This window comes from Pseudomonas sp. P5_A2_2 (genome assembly GCF_054177685.1).
Genome location: NZ_JBGCUL010000038.1, coordinates 1 through 18,475, shown reverse-complemented (window position 1 = coordinate 18,475; position 18,475 = coordinate 1). Strand labels below are relative to the sequence as shown.

Sequence of the window (18,475 nt, the reverse complement as noted above, 5' to 3'; positions counted from 1 at the left end):
CGACCGTACCAGCACCGAGATTGCGCCATGGACCCTGGTGGAAGCCAATGACAAGCGCTGGGCACGGGTCAAAGTCTTGCGCACTATCAACCGGGCACTGGAGGAGGCTTTCGAAAAATCCGACCGGCATGAACGCAAGCGTAAGGACAAGGATTGAAGCGATGGTTACGCATACGCGAGGTGAATGATTGTCGCGGTCGGTGAAGCGCTGGACTTATGCTCGGTCCACTCTCAACTGATAACGACAATGAGGTATGTCATGCGTGAAGTGGTGATCGTCGACAGCGTGCGGACCGGCCTGGCCAAATCCTTTCGCGGTAAATTCAACATGACCCGCCCGGACGACATGGCGGCACACTGTGTCGATGCACTGTTGGCGCGCTCCGGTATCGATCCGGCGAGCGTCGAGGACTGCATTGTTGGCGCCGGTTCCAACGAAGGCGCCCAGGGTTTCAATATCGGTCGCAATGTCGCGGTGCTGTCGCGCCTGGGCATCGGCACGGCCGGCATGACCCTCAACCGCTTCTGTTCCTCGGGCTTGCAGGCGATCGCCATTGCTGCCAACCAGATCGCTTCGGGTTGCAGCGACATCATCGTCGCCGGCGGTGTCGAGTCCATCAGCCTGACCATGAAGAGCGTCAACACCGACAACCTGATCAACCCGCTGCTCAAGGAGCAGGTGCCGGGCATCTACTTCCCGATGGGCCAGACCGCTGAAATTGTCGCGCGTCGGTACAGCGTCAGCCGTGAAGAGCAGGACCTGTATGCGCTGCAAAGCCAGCAGCGTACCGCAGAGGCGCAGGCCGCTGGGCTGTTCTGCGATGAAATCGTACCGATAGCGGTGAAGTATCGTGTCGAAGACAAAAGCACCGGTCAGGCACAGATCCTCGACGGCATCGTCGACCGCGATGACTGCAACCGCCCGGACACCACCCTGGAAAGTCTGTCCGGGTTGAAACCGGTTTTCGCAGAAGATGGCTCGGTCACGGCCGGCAACTCTTCGCAACTGTCTGACGGCGCGTCAATGACCCTGGTAATGAGCCTGGAAAAAGCGCTGGAACTGGGGCTCAAGCCGAAAGCGTTCTTTCGCGGTTTTACCGTGGCCGGTTGCGCGCCGGACGAGATGGGCATCGGCCCGGTGTTTTCGGTACCGAAACTGCTCAAGGCCAAAGGCTTGCGGATTGACGACATCGACCTGTGGGAACTCAACGAAGCCTTCGCCTCGCAGTGCCTGTACAGCCGTAACCGCCTGGAAATCGACAACGCCCGGTACAACGTCAACGGCGGCTCGATTTCCATCGGTCACCCGTTCGGCATGACCGGTTCGCGTCAGGTCGGGCATCTGGTTCGTGAATTGCAGCGACGCAATCTGCGTTACGGCATCGTCACCATGTGCGTGGGGGGCGGGATGGGGGCTACGGGACTGTTTGAGGCGGTGCGTTAAACCTCGATATTTCTCGTTGTCGGTTAGATAGCCATCGCGAGCAAGCTCGCTCCCACAGGTTTTGTGGCGTACACAAGATTAATGATCGCCGCTAGACACTGTGGGAGCGAGCTTGCTCGCGATGGGCGCGCCACGGTATTGCGACCTGCACAGTTTCATTCGCGGCCAGACCCAAACTGTGCCTGTGTACGCCACCGCTCCAGGCCTAGAATGACGGCTCCTGTCAGTTGGCGTTGGGGTTCACATGCACATTTCATCGGGTCGCTGGGGTTACGGTCTGTTCCTGGCCTTGTTGACCGCGTTGTTGTGGGGAATCCTGCCGATCAAGCTCAAGCAGGTGCTGCTGGTGATGGACCCGGTGACGGTGACCTGGTTTCGCCTGTTGGTGTCTGGCGGCTGCCTGTTCATTTACTTGGCGGCCACCAGGCGCCTGCCCAGCCGCAAAGTGCTCGGTCCTCGTGGTGGCTGGCTGGTGCTGATGGCGGTGCTCGGCCTGGTCGGTAACTATGTGCTGTATTTGATGGGCCTGAACCTGCTCAGCCCCGGCACGGCGCAACTGGTGGTGCAGATGGGGCCGATCATGCTGCTGATCGCCAGCGTGTTTGTGTTCAAGGAGCGGTTCAGTCTGGGGCAGGGGATCGGGTTGTTGGTACTGCTGATGGGTTTTGCGCTGTTTTTCAACCAGCGCTTGAGTGAATTGCTCACGTCGCTGACCGACTACACCGCCGGCGTGCTGCTGGTGCTGCTGGCGTCCACGGTCTGGACCTTCTATGCCCTGGGGCAGAAGCAATTGCTGACGGTGTGGAATTCGCTGCAGGTGATGATGGTGATCTACCTGTTTTGCGCGCTGCTGTTGACGCCGTGGGTGCATCCGCTCGAAGCGTTGCAATTGAACCCGTTGCAGGGTTGGTTGCTGCTGGCGTGCTGCCTCAACACCCTGATTGCCTATGGCGCGTTTGCCGAGGCCCTGGCCCATTGGGAGGCCTCCCGGGTCAGCGCAACGCTGGCCATCACGCCGTTGGTGACTTTTGCGGCGGTTTCCATGGCTGCGTGGTTGTGGCCCGACTATGTGCATGCCGAGACGATCAATGGTTTGGGTTATGGCGGTGCGGTGCTGGTGGTGCTGGGGTCGGCGCTGGTGGCGTTGGGGCCTTCGCATCGCGGGCAAGCCACGCTCCCACAGGTTTTGCGTCGTCCACAATGTTCATGAACGACTCGAAACCTGTGGGAGCGTGGCTTGCCCGCGATGACGGACTGTCAGGCGCTACAGAACTCAGCCCTTGGCCCCAGCCTCCAGCATATTCTCCGGCCTCACCCATGCATCGAACTCTTCGTCCGTCAGATACCCTAGCTGCAACGCCGCTTCGCGCAAGGTCAGTCCTTCGCTGTAGGCCTTCTTGGCGATCTTCGCCGATTTGTCATAGCCAATGTGCGGGTTGAGCGCCGTCACCAGCATCAGGCCTCGTTCCAGGTGTTCAGCCATTTTTTCCGCGTCCGGCTCCAGACCGGCCACGCAGTGCTGCTGGAAGTTGCTGCAGCCATCAGCCAGTAAACGGATCGATTGCAGCAGGTTATGGATGATCACCGGTTTGAACACGTTCAGCTGCAAGTGGCCCTGACTGGCCGCAAAACCGATGGCGACGTCGTTGCCCAACACCTGGCAGGCCAGCATCGACAAGGCTTCGCACTGGGTCGGGTTGACCTTGCCCGGCATGATCGAACTCCCAGGTTCATTGGCCGGCAGCTTGACTTCGGCAAAGCCTGCGCGCGGGCCGGAACCCAGCAGGCGCAGATCGTTGGCGATCTTCATCAGGGTCACGGCGAGGGTTTTCAGCGCGCCGGACAGCGTGGTCAGCGGTTCATGACCGGCCAGTGCGGCGAACTTGTTCGGTGCGGTGATAAACGGCAAACCGGAGAGGGCGGCCAATTCTGCGGCGATGGCCTCGCCGAAGCCGTGGGGTGAATTCAGCCCGGTGCCGACGGCCGTTCCGCCCTGGGCCAGCTCGCAGACCGCGGGCAGTGCGCTGCGGATTGCCCGCTCGGCGTAATCGAGTTGTGCGATGAAGGCCGAGATTTCCTGGCCGAAGCTGATCGGTGTCGCATCCATCATGTGGGTTCGGCCGGTCTTGACCAGTTTCATGTGGCGGGCGGCCAGTTCGGCCAGCCCGCCGGACAGTTCGCTGATCGCCGGCAGCAAGTGCTGTTRCACCGCCTGGACGGCCGCTATGTGCATGGCGGTGGGGAAGCAGTCGTTGGAGCTCTGGGAGCGATTGACGTGATCGTTGGGGTGCACCGGAGACTTGCCGCCACGGGGGTTGCCGGCCAGCTCGTTGGCGCGACCGGCGATCACTTCGTTGACGTTCATGTTGCTCTGGGTGCCGCTGCCGGTTTGCCAGACCACCAGCGGAAACTGGTCGTCGTGGTCGCCGGCGAGCACTTCGTCGGCCGCCTGCTCGATCAGGCGGGCGATATCGGCGGGTACGTCGCCGTTGCGATCATTGACCCGTGCCGCGGCTTTCTTGATCAGCGCCAGGGCATGCAACACCGCCAGCGGCATGCGTTCGTTGCCGATGGCGAAGTTGATCAGCGAGCGTTGCGTCTGAGCGCCCCAGTAGGCTTCATCCGGGACTTCAACCTCGCCGAGGCTGTCGGTTTCGATACGGCTCATCTTGCTCACTCCTGTAGGTCCGATTGCGCAGTTTAGGCCGTGATCCACAGCCGTGGTTCCATTAGTCTGAATTTGACCATTCAACCCCTCTAAATCAAGCGCGACAAGGCTCGGGGTTGAGCGACACACTTTTTTAGGCGCAGAATGGATGCCCTTGGGGTCTTACCTCGCCAGCTAGAAAAGGAAACTCGATGACTCGTCTTCGTGCCATCTGTACCGCCGTTGCTTTGGTCTGCGCCAGCGGCCAGGTTCTTGCCGACACCGCCAGCCATAACGCCAGTGCCGAGGCTTTCCTGACCATGGCGCACGCTGACAAACTGGGCACCCCGGTGTACATGCAAGTACAGCAGATGTTTGCCCAGCGTTTCGAACAGACCAAAGCCCCTGAGTCGAAAAAAGCCGTGCTGGAAACTTACCAGGCCAAGGCCAACGCCGCTCTGGACCAGGCCATTGGCTGGAACAAACTCAAGCCGGACATGATCAAGCTCTACACCACCAACTTCACCGAATCCGAGCTCAAGGACCTGGTTGCGTTCTACCAGTCGCCACTGGGCAAGAAAGTCCTGGAAAAAATGCCCCAGCTGACCCAGCAATCGGCCCAGATGACCCAGGCCAAGCTGGAAAGCGCGGTGCCGGTGGTCAACAAGCTGTTGGCTGACATGACCGCCGAGCTGACGCCGAAAGACGCGGCTGCACCAGCCAAGAAAAAGCCTTAAGCGGAGTTCGGTATGACCATGCAACAACGCATCGAATCGACGCTGGGCCTGCTTCAGCCCGAGCATCTGCAAGTGCTGGACGAGAGCCATATGCACAGCCGTGGGTTGCAAACCCATTTCAAGGCTGTGGTGGTCAGTGCACAGTTCGAAGGCCTGAACCGGGTCAAGCGCCACCAGAAGGTCTACGGCACGCTCGGCGAGCTGATGGGAGAGTTCCATGCGTTGGCGCTGCATACCTACACGCCAGAGGAATGGGCACAGATCGACGCGGCTCCGGCCTCGCCGACCTGTGCTGGCGGCAGCAAGCACTAAACACCGGTTTTTTGTTAGAATGCCCAACGCGCCGCTAACCCGGCGCGTTTTTTTTCGTATCCGGTTCACCCCTTACGAGGGTAGCCACCTGGAGATTTACCCATGACACAACAGATTGTCGTGGCGGCACTGTATAAGTTCGTCACTCTGGAAGATTACGTCGCCCTGCGCGAGCCCCTGCTGCAAGCGATGGTCGACAACGGCATCAAAGGCACGCTGCTGATCGCCGAAGAAGGCATCAACGGCACCGTGTCCGGCAGTCGCGAAGGTATCGACGGACTGATGGCCTGGCTCAAGAACGACCCTCGCATGGACGACATCGATCACAAAGAGTCGTACTGCGACGRTCAGCCGTTCTATCGCACCAAAGTCAAACTCAAGAAAGAAATCGTCACCCTCGGCGTGGAAGGCGTGGACCCGAACAAAAAGGTCGGCACCTACGTCGATCCGCAGGACTGGAACGCGCTGATCAGCGACCCGGAAGTACTGCTGATCGACACCCGTAACGATTACGAGGTCTCGATCGGTACCTTCGAAGGCGCCATCGACCCGAAAACCACCAGTTTTCGCGAATTTCCCGACTACATCAAAGCCAACTTCGACCCGGCCGTGCACAAGAAGGTCGCGATGTTCTGCACCGGCGGCATCCGTTGCGAGAAGGCGTCGAGCTACATGCTTAGCGAAGGCTTCGACGAGGTCTATCACCTCAAGGGTGGCATCCTGAAGTATCTCGAAGAGGTGCCACAGGAAGAAACCAGGTGGCAGGGCGACTGCTTCGTGTTCGACAACCGCGTGACCGTTCGTCACGACCTGAGCGAAGGCGACTACGATCAATGTCATGCCTGCCGCACGCCGGTCAGCGTGGAAGACCGCGCGTCCGAGCATTACGTGGCCGGCATCAGTTGCCCGCATTGCTGGGATAAGCTGAGTGAGAAGACCCGTCGCAGCGCCATCGACCGGCAGAAGCAGATCGAACTGGCCAAGGCTCGTAACCAGCCTCACCCGATCGGCTTCAACTACAAGCAAGCATCCTCCGAGGCCTGAACCATGTCTGCGCGCCTGCTCTATGTGATGGACCCGATGTGCTCCTGGTGCTGGGGGTTTGCTCCGGTGGCCAACGCACTGGTCGAACAGGCGCAAGCCGCAGGCGTGGAGGTGCATCTGATCGTGGGTGGTTTGCGCACCGGTAGCGGTGCCGCGCTGGAGCCGAGTACCCGGCGCTATATCCTCGAACACTGGCAGGCGGTCACCAAGGCCACCGGCCAGCCCTTCAAGCTTGAAGGCGCGTTACCCGACGGCTTTGTCTACGACACCGAGCCAGCCTGCCGGGCACTGGTGACGGCGCGCACACTGGCACCGGATTGTGCCTGGAAACTGCTCGGGCTGATTCAGCATGCGTTCTATGCCGAAGGGCGCGACGTCACCCGCGCCAGTGTGCTGGTGGAACTGGCCGAACAGGCCGGTCTGCCACGCATCGAATTCGCCGCCGCGTTTGACCGCGCCGATATGCACACCGCGACGGCGGCTGATTTCACCTGGGTCCAGGACCTGGGCATTGCCGGTTTCCCCACCCTGCTGGCTGAGCGTAACGGCCAACTGGCATTGTTGACCAATGGCTATCAGCCTTTGAGCGAGTTGTCCCCGCTGCTCGGCCGCTGGCTGGAGCGTGCTGCCTGTGCATGACCTGCCCGATGATGTTGCCTCCGCTAAACGTGTCGACCGTCTGAGCTGGGCGGAAATCCGTCGCCTGGCCCTGCATCACAAGAAATCCCTGTGGATCGCCAACGGCGTGGCCGTGCTGGCGACCTTGTGCAGCGTACCGATTCCCTTGCTCCTGCCGTTGCTGGTGGATGAGGTATTGCTGGGGCATGGTGATGCCGCGCTGAAGATCATGAACCACGCGCTGCCCGAAGGCTGGCAGAAGGCCGCGGGCTACATCGGCCTGATGCTGCTGGTGACCCTGACCCTGCGCTGCGCGGCGTTGATGTTCAACGTAGTGCAGGCGAAATTGTTCGCCGGGCTGGCCAAGGACATCGTCTATCGGATTCGTGTGCGGCTGATCGAGCGACTCAAGCGCATCTCGCTGGGCGAATACGAAAGCCTGGGCAGCGGCACGGTGACCACGCACCTTGTGACTGACCTGGACACGCTGGACAAATTCGTCGGCGAAACCCTCAGCCGTTTCCTCGTGGCCATGCTGACCCTGGTCGGCACGGCAGGCATTCTGGTGTGGATGCACTGGCAACTGGCGCTGCTGATTCTGCTGTTCAACCCCTTGGTGATCTACGCCACGGTGCAATTGGGCAAGCGGGTCAAGCACCTGAAGAAACTCGAGAATGACAGCACTTCGCGCTTCACCCAGGCACTGACCGAAACGCTGGATGCGATCCAGGAAGTTCGCGCCGGCAACCGCCAGGGGTTTTTCCTCGGTCGCTTGGGGCAGCGCGCCCGGGACGTGCGGGACTACGCGGTGAATTCGCAATGGAAGACCGATGCGTCGAACCGGGCCAGCGGCTTGCTGTTCCAGTTCGGCATCGATATTTTCCGGGCCGCGGCGATGCTCACCGTACTGTTTTCCGACCTTTCAATCGGCCAGATGCTCGCGGTGTTCAGCTACCTGTGGTTCATGATCGGTCCGGTTGAACAACTGCTGAACCTGCAATATGCCTACTACGCAGCCGGTGGTGCGCTGTCGCGAATCAACGAGCTGCTGTCCCGAGCCGATGAGCCCGAGTACTCGGGTGGAGTCGACCCGTTCAGTGGTCGCGAGACGGTCGGGCTGGAAGTACAGGGGTTGAGTTTCGGTTACGGTGATGAACTGGTCCTGAACCAGATGAACCTGTCCATCGCCCCCGGCGAAAAGGTCGCAATCGTCGGTGCCAGTGGCGGCGGCAAGAGCACGCTGGTGCAACTGCTGCTGGGCTTGTATACGCCGCTGGCGGGCACCATTCGCTTTGGTGGTTCAACCCAGCAAGAGATCGGCCTGGAAACCGTTCGGGAAAATGTCGCCGTGGTCCTGCAACATCCGGCGCTGTTCAACGACACCATCCGCGCCAACCTGACCATGGGCCGCGAACGCAGTGACGAGGCCTGTTGGCAGGCGCTGGAAATCGCCCAATTGCACGGCACGGTCCGGGATTTGCCCCATGGCCTGGACAGCATCGTCGGGCGCTCCGGCGTGCGTTTGTCCGGCGGACAACGCCAGCGTCTGGCCATCGCCCGGATGGTGCTGGCCGAGCCCAAGGTGGTGATCCTCGACGAAGCCACCTCCGCGCTCGATGCCGCCACCGAATACAACCTGCACCAGGCACTGGCGCGGTTTCTGAGCAACCGCACCACGCTGATCATTGCCCACCGTCTTTCGGCGGTAAAACAAGCCGATCGTGTGCTGGTGTTCGACGGCGGGCAAATTGCCGAGGACGGCGACCACCAGCAACTGATCGCCGAAGGTGGGTTATACGCCAAGCTGTATGGGCATTTGCAGCAGTTGTAGCGAGCCGCCGATTCAATACGATAAAAAACATGATCGCGACCGAATTCAGCGGCCGCGATGTTCCCTCCGGGCAAAGCTTGTCGCTTGCCGGGACCGGGATCGCAACCTAGTCTAGCTGTAGCGATTTCGTCCGGAAGACGAGCGAGCAGTGCTAACGCAAGGGACCTCATGAATCAAAAGCGGACTCTCGGAACGCCACGGCTGTTGGGCATCGTCTGGCCATTTATCGCCGTTGTGGTGTTTCAGGCCCTCTTGGGCGGTGTCAGCCTTTATGTGCTGTCGGCTGTTCGCGGTTATGTCGCCGGTGAGAGCCTGTGGTCCAAGGGCCAGAAAGACGCCATCTATTACCTCAATCTCTACGCCGACAGCGGCGACGAAGCGATTTTTCATAAATACCAGAACGCCATTTCCGTGCCTCAGGGCGGGCATGAATTGCGTGTGGCGCTGGATCATCGGCCGCCGGACATCACGGCGGCACGGGTGGCGATCCTCAAGGGCGGCAACCATCCGGATGACATCACCAGTGTGATCTGGCTGTACCTGAATTTCCGGCACTTCAGTTACCACGAGAAAGCCATCGACCTTTGGATGGTGGGCGACGCGTATCTGGTGCAACTCGATGCCGTTGCGCGGGAGATGCATCAGCGCATCACCACCAGGCAGGCCACCGATGCCGATATCAAGCGCTGGAAGGATCAGATATTCGTCATCAACGAAAGTGTGACACCGGCGGCGAAGGCCTTCAGCGATGCCTTGGGCGAAGGCTCGCGGATGATCCTGCGACTGTTGCTGGTGATCAACCTCGCCACCGCCCTGGGCTTGATTGCATTGGCCTTGATGCGCACCCATAAACTGCTCAAGCAGCGCCATGCCTTCGCCGATGCGCTGCAACTGGAGAAAGAACGGGCGCAGATCACTCTGCAATCGATTGGCGATGGCGTGATCACCACGGATGTTTCCGGTGCGATTGCCTACATGAATCCGGCGGCCGAGGCATTGACCCACTGGAAGGCCGAGCAGGCGACAGGGTTGCCGCTGGCGGCGCTGTTCAACCTGCTGGATGAAAATGCACAGAGCGACGGTTTCACCCTGATCGAGCATATTCTGAGCGGCCAACTCAGTGGCGGCAGTGAGCACTCCAAGTTGATTCAACGCCTGGACGGCAGCACGGTGTCGGTCACGCTGGTGGGTGCTCCGATCCGCAATGCCGGCAAAGTCAGCGGAACGGTGCTGGTGCTGCATGACATGACCCAGGAGCGGCAATACATCGCCAATCTGTCGTGGCAGGCGACCCACGACGCCTTGACCGGGCTTGCCAACCGCCGCGAATTCGAATATCGCCTGGAACAGGCGCTGCACAACCTGACCCGCCATTCGGGTCGCCATGCCCTGATGTTCCTCGATCTGGATCAGTTCAAGCTGGTCAACGATACCTGCGGTCACGCGGCAGGCGACGAACTGTTGCGGCATATCTGTGCCTTGTTGCAATCCGGGCTGCGCGAAGGCGATACCCTGGCGCGCCTTGGCGGCGACGAATTCGGCATCCTGCTGGAAAACTGCGCGCCGGAAGCGGCGGAGAAAATTGCCGAGAGCCTGCGTCAGACTGTGCAAAATCTGCATTTTGTCTGGAAGGGCCGGCCTTTCGTGACCACTGTCAGCATCGGGCTGGTCCATGTTGCGCAGAATCCGACGACGCTCGAAGCCTCGCTGCGTGCTGCCGACATGGCGTGCTACATGGCCAAGGAAAAGGGCCGGAACCGGGTCCAGGTCTATCATCCGGATGACTCGGAGTTGTCCCTGCGCTTCGGCGAAATGGCTTGGGTGCAACGTTTGCACATGGCGCTGGAGGAGGACCGCTTCTGCCTGTACGCCCAGGAAATTGCCCCCTTGGGTCATGTCGAACAGGGCGGCGGGCACATTGAGATTCTGCTGCGATTGCATGACGAAGCCGGGCGGATGATCTTGCCCGACAGCTTCATTCCGGCAGCTGAACGCTATGGCCTGATGAGTTCGCTGGATCGTTGGGTTGTGCAGAACGTGTTCAAGATCATTGCCCAATGCCGGGCCGAGCCACACCGTGGGCCGCTGGCCATGTGTGCGATCAATCTGTCAGGCACGACGATCGGGGATGAGGCGTTCCTGGACTTCCTGCGCGAACAGTTTGTGACGTATTCGATTCCGCCTGAAATGATTTGTTTTGAAATTACTGAGACCAGTGCTATTTCAAATCTTGGCAGCGCCATTCGATTCATTAATGAACTCAAAGGCTTAGGGTGCTATTTTTCACTGGATGACTTTTGCGCCGGAATGTCCTCATTCGCGTACCTGAAACATTTGCCTGTAGACTTCCTGAAGATCGATGGGAGTTTCGTAAAGGATATGCTGGACGACCCGATTAACCGCGCCATGGTCGAAGTGATCAATCACATCGGTCATGTCATGGGTAAGCGCACGATTGCCGAGTTTGTCGAAACGCCCCAGATCGAGCAGGCATTGCTGGAGATCGGGGTGGATTACGCTCAAGGGTATGTGATTGAACGCCCGCATTTGTTTACCTTTGATAGCCTGTTAAGTCGTCCCRCCAGGCCTCAGCCGCTGTTGTTCAAGGCCCCTGGCACGTTCCGTTGAAACTCCTGCCGGTCTTACAATCACAATCAAAAGGAGCTCGACAGTGATCGACACATTCAACCGAACCGGACCGCTCATGGAAGCTGCAAGTTACCCTGCCTGGGCCCAGCGCCTGATCCAGGATTGCAGCGAGAGCAAGCGCCGGGTTGTCGAACACGAACTGTACCAACGCATGCGAGACAACAAACTCAGTGCAAAGACCATGCGCCAATACCTGATCGGTGGCTGGCCGGTGGTCGAACAGTTCGCGTTGTATATGGCACAAAACCTCACCAAGACACGCTTTGCCCGTCATCCCGGCGAAGACATGGCCCGTCGCTGGCTGATGCGTAATATCCGCGTCGAATTGAACCACGCCGATTACTGGGTGCACTGGAGCCGCGCGCACGGTGTCAGCCTGGAGGACCTTCAGGCGCAGCAGGTTGCACCGGAGCTTCATGCCTTGAGCCATTGGTGTTGGCACACCAGTTCATCCGACTCGCTGATCGTTGCGATTGCCGCCACCAACTACGCCATCGAAGGGGCGACCGGGGAATGGTCGGCGGTAGTCTGTTCCAGCGGCATCTACGCCACCTCGTTCCCCGAGGAGGATCGCAAGCGGGCGATGAAGTGGCTGAAGATGCATGCCCAGTACGACGATGCCCATCCATGGGAAGCCCTGGAAATCATCTGCACATTGGCGGGCACCAACCCGAGCAAATCCCTGCAGGTGGAGTTGCGCCAGGCTGTGTGCAAGAGCTACGACTACATGTACCTGTTTCTCGAGCGTTGCATGCAGTTGGAGCACGCAGAAAGAGCACCGGTCGCGCGTGAGCGGATGGCACTGGCCGAAAGCTGATTCAATCGCTGCTTGAAAAAACTGTGGGAGCGAGTCTGCTCGCGAATACGGACTGTCAGTCAACATCATCGTTGAAGGTCAGATCCCATTCGCGAGCAGGCTCGCTCCCACATTGGTTTGTGTGGTGGCTGAAAAATCAGCCCGCCATCTTCAGTCGGTTACGACCTTCGCGCTTGGCTACATACAATGCACTGTCTGCCCGTCGCAACAGGCTTTCGGCAGACTCGCCGGGTAACAGTGTCGAACAGCCGAGGCTGACTGTCAGCACGATCAGATGACTATCGGCCAGGTACTCTTGCGACTGCACTGCGAGCCGCAGTCGTTCCCCGACCATGGCCGCGGCCTCGCGGGTGGTGTTCGACAGCAGGATCAGGAACTCTTCACCGCCATAGCGAAACACCATGTCCACGTTGCGCAGCTGGTTTTTGATCGAGGCAGCGACCGCCTTGAGCACGTCATCGCCGGTGCTGTGGCCGTGGGTATCATTGACTTGCTTGAAATGATCGATGTCCAGCATCAGCACCGATAACGGTTGCAGATGGCGCCGGGATATCTCGATTTCCCTTTGCAGCGTCTGGTCCATGGCGATGCGGTTGCCGGTGCCCGTCAGCGGGTCGCGCAGTGCGCTTTGGGTGGCGGTACGGTAAAGCAGCGCGTTGCGCATCGGGAAAAGCAGCGCGGCCAGCAGTGATTCGAGATTGCCCTGTTCCTGTTCGCTGAAGCGCTGATTGCGGCGGAAAATCAGCTCACCCAGGTGTTCGCCTTCGTGGCTGAGGCTGTAACTGATGGAGTGGTGGCCGCGTTGGCCGAACTCCAGACGCAAGTCACTGCTCTTGTGCAGGTAGCACAAAGCGTCCAGCGGTACCAATCGCTGAATCTCGCGATAGAACGTCCCAAGAATGCGTTGCGGCTCCAGACTGGTTTGCAGCTGCAGGCTCAGTTGCTGGCGCAATTGCGCAAGACTGACAGGCCTTGCCAGAAGAGGCGGGTGCTGACCAAAGCCCAGGCGCTGCAATTTGGCGCTATCGAAGTCAATTGCGTTGGTCTGGGAAGGTGGTTTCATAAGGCGTGCGCCCCTAAGCAGTAAGGCTGTCTTACAAGCAGGGTGAGAGCGGCTTAGGCTGCGCGTCGTACTGGTCCGTCAGTCCCGTAGGACATTTCGTACAAGTTTAATCTGCTTTGTAGAAGAAGAGTAATCGCCGCACTCAAGCTTCGTCCCGTCTGCTTTCACGTTGCGTGTCTGAGCAAAGTTAGAGCGAAAGTCGTGCCATTCGGTTCATCTGAATAAAAATCGTATTAAATCAACTGGTTGTGCTTCGTCTATTACTTTTGCAGCGCTGCATGTGACGTTTGTTTGACAGGTACCTGGCGTGTATTCGAGTGCCGCGACAGGAAATCGGCGCGGCACCAAAAAGCGACGTACGGTCGCTACTGGGCGTTGAACGCCTGGCCGTTGATACCGGTGCTGTCCGGGCCCATCAGGTAAAGGTAGACCGGCATGATCTCCTCGGGCGTCGGGTTGTTCAGCGGATTTTCACCCGGGTAAGCCTGGGCGCGCATGCTGGTGCGGGTAGCGCCCGGGTTGATGCTGTTGGAGCGTACCGGGGCCACGGTATCGACTTCGTCGGCCAGGGTTTGCATCAGGCCTTCAGTGGCGAATTTGGAGACGCCATAAGCGCCCCAGTACGCACGTCCCTTGCGGCCGACGCTGCTGGACGTGAATACCACCGAGGCATCTTGCGACAGCTTGAGCAGCGGCAGCAGAGTGCTGGTGAGCATGAACATGGCATTGACGTTGACTTGCATGACCCGCATGAAGTTTTCGCCGGACAGCTGCTCGATCGGCGTGCGCGGGCCGATGATCGAAGCATTGTGCAGCAGTCCGTCGAGATGCCCGAATTCGTTTTCGATCATCGCCGCCAGCTCATCGTATTGATGGGGCAGGGCGGTTTCGAGGTTGAACGGGATCACCGCCGGTTGTGGATGGCCGGCGGCTTCGATTTCGTCGTAGACCTGGATCAGGTTGGCTTCGGTCTTGCCCAGCAGCAGCACGGTTGCGCCGTGGGCCGCGTAGGTTTTTGCCGCTGCGGCGCCAATACCGCGTCCTGCGCCGGTGACCAGAATGACCCGATCCTTGAGCAGTTCGGGGCGGGCGGAATAATCAAACATAAAAACCTCGACAATAATTCTTCAGGTCAAGCGTTATCCCTGTGGGAGCGAGCCTGCTCGCGATGGCGGTATCAAATTCAACATCAATGCTGACTGATCCGCCGCTATCGCGAGCAGGCTCGCTCCCACATTGGTAATGCTCACATCCTCGCAAGACTGTGGTCATTCGCTCTTGCGGGAGCGCGGCTCAGCAACTGCACAGCGCACTATCGAGCACCTTGCGCAACTCCAGCGGATGATCGACCACCACATCCGCACCCCAATGCCGCGGGTTGTCATCCGGGTGGATATAGCCGAAGGTCACCGCAGCAGTCTTGGTACCGGCATCGCGGCCTGACTCGATGTCGCGCAGGTCATCGCCGACGAACAGCACGCTGGCCGGGTCCAGGTCGAGCATCTTGCAGGCCAGGATCAGCGGTTCCGGGTCCGGTTTGCTGTTCTTCACATGATCCGGGCAGATCAGCAGCGCCGAGCGTTCAGCCAGCCCCAACTGTTGCATGATCGGCTCGGCGAAGCGAAGCGGCTTGTTGGTGACCACCCCCCAGATCAGGTTGGCTTTTTCGATGTCGGCCAGCAATTCAGCCATGCCGTCGAACAGCTTGCTGTGCACCGCACAGCCGACGAGGTAGCGCTCCAAAAACTCCAGGCGCAGCTCCTCGAAACCCGGCGATTCCGGGTCCATGGCGAAGGTCACTGCGACCATTGCGCGGGCGCCGCCGGAAATCTCGTCGCGGATGTGCTTGTCGTTCATCGGTGGCAAGCCGCGGTCGGCACGCATCGCCTGACAGATCGCAATGAAGTCCGGCGCGGTGTCGAGCAGGGTGCCGTCCATGTCGAAAAGAACCGCTCTGATTGGCATCGACTTATTCCTCGCGCAGGGTCTGGATCATGTAGTTGACGTCCACGTCGCAGGCCAGTTTGTAGTGCTTGGTCAGCGGGTTGTAGGTCAGGCCGATGATGTCCTTGACGGTCAGGCCGGCCATGCGGCTCCAGGCGCCGAGTTCGGAAGGGCGGATGAATTTCTTGAAGTCGTGGGTGCCGCGCGGCAGCAACTTCATGATGTATTCGGCGCCGACGATGGCGAACAGATACGCTTTCGGGTTGCGGTTGATGGTGGAGAAGAACACCTGGCCGCCGGGCTTGACCATGCGGAAGCAAGCGCGGATGACCGACGACGGATCCGGCACGTGCTCAAGCATTTCCAGGCAGGTGACCACGTCGAACTGCTCGGGCATTTCCTCGGCCAGGGCTTCGGCGGTGATCTGCCGGTATTCGACGCTCACGCCCGACTCCAGCTGATGCAGCTGGGCAACCGCCAACGGCGCTTCGCCCATGTCGATACCCATCACGGTCGCGCCGCGCTGAGCCATGGCTTCGCTGAGGATGCCGCCGCCGCAACCGACGTCGAGGACCTTCTTGCCCGCCAGGTTGACGCGTTCGTCAATCCAGTTGACCCGCAGCGGGTTGATGTCGTGCAGCGGTTTGAATTCGCTTTCGCGGTCCCACCAGCGATGGGCCAGGGCCTCGAATTTGGCGATTTCGGCGTAGTCGACGTTGCTCATGGTCTAGTCCTCTAAAACTTGAAAAATCCTGTTGCCCCGGATTGTGCTCCAGGGTGCTTACGATTCGGTGCGGCCACTGATGCGCTGGCCCCAGGCCTTCGCGACAGTGCCAAGCTGTTGTTCGTCCAGGCTTGTCAGGCGACGGTCGTCGAGCAATTGCTTGCCGGCAACCCAAAGGTGTTTCACGCAGTCGCGGCCGGTGGCGTATATAAGCTGCGAAACCGGGTCGTAGACCGGTTGCTGGGCCAGGCCGGAGAGGTCGAACGCGACCATGTCCGCGGCTTTGCCGATTTCCAGCGAGCCGGTTTCGGCCTCGATACCCAATGCCCGGGCGCCATTGAGGGTGGCCATGCGCAAGGCGCGATGGGCATCCAGCGCGGTGGCCGAGCCGGCGACAGCCTTGGCCAGCAGGGCCGCGGTGCGGGTTTCGCCGAGCAGGTCCAGGTCATTGTTGCTGGCCGCGCCATCGGTGCCGACCGCGACATTGACCCCGGCCTCCCACAAACGCTCGACCGGGCAGAATCCGCTGGCCAGCTTGAGGTTCGACTCCGGGCAATGAATCACATTGCTGTTGCTTTCTACCAGTAGCGTCAGGTCTTCTTCGCTGATCTGGGTCATGTGAACCGCCTGGAAACGTGGCCCCAGCAAGCCCAGGCGTGCCAGGCGGGCCAGCGGGCGTTCACCGCGCTGCTCGACCGATTGCTGCACTTCGAACGCCGTTTCATGCACGTGCATGTGAATCGATGCGTCCAGCTCTTCGGCAATCACCCTGATTTTTTCCAGGTTTTCGTCGCCCACGGTGTAGGGGGCATGGGGGCCGAAGGTGATTTTGATGCGCTCGTGGTGTTTGAGATCGCCAAACAATTCGACGCCCTGACGAATGGCTTCGTCCRCCGTAGCGGCGCCCGGAATCGGGAAATCGAGGATCGGAATCGCGATCTGCGCGCGAATACCGCTGTTGTGCACCCGCTCGCTGGCAACCTTCGGGAAGAAGTACATGTCAGAGAAACAGGTGATGCCGCMTTTGATTTGCTCGGCGATGGCAAGGTCGGTGCCGTCGCGCACGAAATCTTCATCGACCCATTTGGCCTCGGCGGGCCAGATATGGTTTTCCAGCCAGGTCATCAATGGCAGGTCATCGGCCAGGCCACGGAACAGCGTCATCGCCGCGTGCCCGTGGGCATTGATCAGGCCGGGGCTGAGCAACATGTCGGGCAATTCACGGATTTCGGTTGCGTTAAGCTTCAGTGCGGCGGAACGTGGGCCGATAAACGCGATGCGTCCATCACGGATGCCCACGCCATGCTCCTTGAGGACAACACCAGCGGGTTCGACGGGTACCAGCCAGGTCGGCAGCAATAACAGGTCGAGCGCAGCGGCAGTGTTCGGCATCGAAGGTCGGTTCCAGTGCTTTTGTATAGGATGGCGAAGTATACCCGAGCGTCTTCGCGGGGGGATCGCTATAATCGGCGGCTTTTGTTCATGAGTGCGGGGTGAGGGATGCGCGATCGACTGTTGGCTGCGGAAAAGGTAAAGGCCATCGATTGGCGTGATGGCGCTCTCCATCTGCTGGATCAGCGTATTTTGCCGTTCGAGGAAACCTGGATTGCCTACACCAGCGCCGCTGGCGTGGCCGAGGCCATTCGCTCGATGGTGGTGCGCGGTGCTCCGGCGATTGGTATCAGTGCCGCTTATGGCATCGTACTGGCGGCCCGCGCCCGGATTGCCGAAGGTGGCGACTGGTACGCTGCGCTGGAAGAGGATTTCATGCTGTTGGCCGATTCCCGTCCTACCGCGGTCAACCTGTTCTGGGCGCTGGGGCGCATGCACGACCGGCTTGATCGCCTGAAGGACAATGCCGATCCGCTGGAGGTGCTGGAAGCCGAGGCCATCGCCATTCATGAAAGTGATCGCGAAGCCAACCTGACCATGGCCCAGCTGGGTGTGGACCTGATCCGCAAGCATCAGGGCAACGCCCAGGCGATCCTGACCCACTGCAACACCGGCGCTCTGGCCACGGGCGGCTTTGGCACGGCGCTGGGGGTGATTCGTGGTGCATTCATCGAGGGTATGGTCGAGCAGGTCTATGTCGACGAAACCCGCCCGTGGCTGCAGGGCTCGCGACTGACTGCGTGGGAGCTGGCCAATGAAGGCATTCCCGTGACCCTCAATGTCGATTCCGCCGCGGCGCATATCATGAAGACCAAAGGCCCTACCTGGGTCATCGTCGGCGCGGACCGGATCACCGCCAATGGCGACGTGGCCAACAAGATCGGCACCTATCAACTGGCCGTCAATGCCATGCACCACGGCGTGCGCTTCATGGTGGTGGCGCCGAGTTCAACCATTGACATGAACCTGGCCAGCGGCGATGACATTCCGATTGAAGAGCGTGATGGTCGCGAGCTACTGGAGGTCGGTGGCAAGCGCGTCGGGGCCGACGTCAATGCCTTTAACCCGGTGTTCGACGTGACGCCGGCGGACCTGATCGATGCGATCGTCACCGAAAAAGGCATCGTCGAGCGCCCGGATACGGCGAAGATGGCGCAGTTGATGTGCCGTAAGCGTCTGCATTGATAGTTTCTGGCGTCTGAAAGATAGCCATCGCGAGCAAGCTCGCTCCCACAGTGTTTGCGGTGCACACA

General features: G+C 60.0%; 16 protein-coding genes and 1 pseudogene. 11 read left to right on the top strand and 6 right to left on the bottom strand.

Going from position 1 to position 18,475, the window contains the following annotated elements; all coding sequences use genetic code 11:
- The 3 genes and pseudogenes from ACXRVY_RS06080 to ACXRVY_RS06070 form a co-directional block, all read left to right on the top strand.
- Positions 1 to 157 (top strand): annotated as a pseudogene (locus ACXRVY_RS06080) (polyphosphate kinase); the annotation flags it as partial.
- Positions 158 to 259: 102 nt separating this feature from the next.
- Positions 260 to 1,444, top strand: a complete 1,185-nt coding sequence (locus tag ACXRVY_RS06075) for a thiolase family protein (RefSeq protein ID WP_223462453.1) — start codon at positions 260 to 262, stop codon at positions 1,442 to 1,444.
- Between the two features lie 244 nt (positions 1,445 to 1,688).
- Positions 1,689 to 2,654, top strand: coding sequence for a DMT family transporter (locus tag ACXRVY_RS06070; RefSeq protein ID WP_458237115.1), 966 nt, complete (start codon positions 1,689 to 1,691; stop codon positions 2,652 to 2,654).
- A 63-nt stretch (positions 2,655 to 2,717) separates the two neighbouring features.
- Here ACXRVY_RS06070 and ACXRVY_RS06065 read toward each other — a convergent pair whose 3' ends face one another.
- On the bottom strand, positions 2,718 to 4,112 hold the full coding sequence (locus tag ACXRVY_RS06065; protein ID WP_458237114.1) for a class II fumarate hydratase: 1,395 nt from the start codon (positions 4,110 to 4,112) through the stop codon (positions 2,718 to 2,720).
- Positions 4,113 to 4,303: 191 nt separating this feature from the next.
- Here ACXRVY_RS06065 and ACXRVY_RS06060 point away from each other — a divergent pair, with 191 nt between their 5' ends.
- The 7 genes from ACXRVY_RS06060 to ACXRVY_RS06030 all read left to right on the top strand — a co-directional run bounded on the left by ACXRVY_RS06060 (position 4,304) and on the right by ACXRVY_RS06030 (position 12,099).
- Positions 4,304 to 4,828: a DUF2059 domain-containing protein gene (locus ACXRVY_RS06060; RefSeq protein WP_108215400.1), complete on the top strand. Its 525-nt coding sequence runs from the start codon at positions 4,304 to 4,306 to the stop codon at positions 4,826 to 4,828.
- Between the two features lie 12 nt (positions 4,829 to 4,840).
- The gene (locus ACXRVY_RS06055) at positions 4,841 to 5,140 is read left to right on the top strand and encodes a BolA family protein (protein ID WP_057713758.1); all 300 of its coding nucleotides are present in this window, start codon (positions 4,841 to 4,843) and stop codon (positions 5,138 to 5,140) included.
- Between the two features lie 102 nt (positions 5,141 to 5,242).
- On the top strand, positions 5,243 to 6,184 hold the full coding sequence (gene trhO / locus ACXRVY_RS06050; protein WP_458237113.1) for an oxygen-dependent tRNA uridine(34) hydroxylase TrhO: 942 nt from the start codon (positions 5,243 to 5,245) through the stop codon (positions 6,182 to 6,184).
- 36 nt (positions 6,185 to 6,220) lie between these two features.
- Positions 6,221 to 6,823, top strand: a complete 603-nt coding sequence (locus ACXRVY_RS06045; RefSeq protein ID WP_223462509.1) for a DsbA family protein — start codon at positions 6,221 to 6,223, stop codon at positions 6,821 to 6,823.
- The gene (locus tag ACXRVY_RS06040) at positions 6,816 to 8,633 is read left to right on the top strand and encodes an ABC transporter ATP-binding protein (protein ID WP_223462457.1); all 1,818 of its coding nucleotides are present in this window, start codon (positions 6,816 to 6,818) and stop codon (positions 8,631 to 8,633) included. Before ACXRVY_RS06045 ends, ACXRVY_RS06040 begins: the two co-directional genes overlap by 8 nt.
- A gap of 168 nt (positions 8,634 to 8,801) precedes the next feature.
- The gene (locus tag ACXRVY_RS06035) at positions 8,802 to 11,261 is read left to right on the top strand and encodes an EAL domain-containing protein (protein ID WP_458237112.1); all 2,460 of its coding nucleotides are present in this window, start codon (positions 8,802 to 8,804) and stop codon (positions 11,259 to 11,261) included.
- Positions 11,262 to 11,337: 76 nt separating this feature from the next.
- A complete protein-coding gene (locus ACXRVY_RS06030; RefSeq protein ID WP_263289821.1) occupies positions 11,338 to 12,099 on the top strand; it encodes a TenA family transcriptional regulator in 762 nt (253 codons plus the stop codon).
- Between the two features lie 136 nt (positions 12,100 to 12,235).
- On the opposite strand, the gene ACXRVY_RS06025 is transcribed toward ACXRVY_RS06030, so the two are convergent.
- The 5 genes from ACXRVY_RS06025 to ACXRVY_RS06005 all read right to left on the bottom strand — a co-directional run bounded on the left by ACXRVY_RS06025 (position 12,236) and on the right by ACXRVY_RS06005 (position 17,222).
- Positions 12,236 to 13,162: a GGDEF domain-containing protein gene (locus ACXRVY_RS06025; protein ID WP_223462460.1), complete on the bottom strand. Its 927-nt coding sequence runs from the start codon at positions 13,160 to 13,162 to the stop codon at positions 12,236 to 12,238.
- A 365-nt stretch (positions 13,163 to 13,527) separates the two neighbouring features.
- Complete coding sequence (locus ACXRVY_RS06020; protein ID WP_223462461.1) at positions 13,528 to 14,268, bottom strand: YciK family oxidoreductase; 741 nt, start codon at positions 14,266 to 14,268, stop codon at positions 13,528 to 13,530.
- Between the two features lie 187 nt (positions 14,269 to 14,455).
- Positions 14,456 to 15,127: an N-acetylmuramic acid 6-phosphate phosphatase MupP gene (gene mupP / locus ACXRVY_RS06015; RefSeq protein WP_007999922.1), complete on the bottom strand. Its 672-nt coding sequence runs from the start codon at positions 15,125 to 15,127 to the stop codon at positions 14,456 to 14,458.
- Positions 15,128 to 15,131: 4 nt separating this feature from the next.
- Positions 15,132 to 15,830, bottom strand: a complete 699-nt coding sequence (gene ubiG / locus ACXRVY_RS06010) for a bifunctional 2-polyprenyl-6-hydroxyphenol methylase/3-demethylubiquinol 3-O-methyltransferase UbiG (protein ID WP_223462462.1) — start codon at positions 15,828 to 15,830, stop codon at positions 15,132 to 15,134.
- Positions 15,831 to 15,887: 57 nt separating this feature from the next.
- Positions 15,888 to 17,222, bottom strand: coding sequence for a TRZ/ATZ family hydrolase (locus tag ACXRVY_RS06005; protein WP_458237111.1), 1,335 nt, complete (start codon positions 17,220 to 17,222; stop codon positions 15,888 to 15,890).
- Between the two features lie 108 nt (positions 17,223 to 17,330).
- Here ACXRVY_RS06005 and mtnA point away from each other — a divergent pair, with 108 nt between their 5' ends.
- The gene (mtnA, locus tag ACXRVY_RS06000) at positions 17,331 to 18,407 is read left to right on the top strand and encodes an S-methyl-5-thioribose-1-phosphate isomerase (RefSeq protein WP_223462464.1); all 1,077 of its coding nucleotides are present in this window, start codon (positions 17,331 to 17,333) and stop codon (positions 18,405 to 18,407) included.
- Positions 18,408 to 18,475 lie beyond the last annotated feature (68 nt).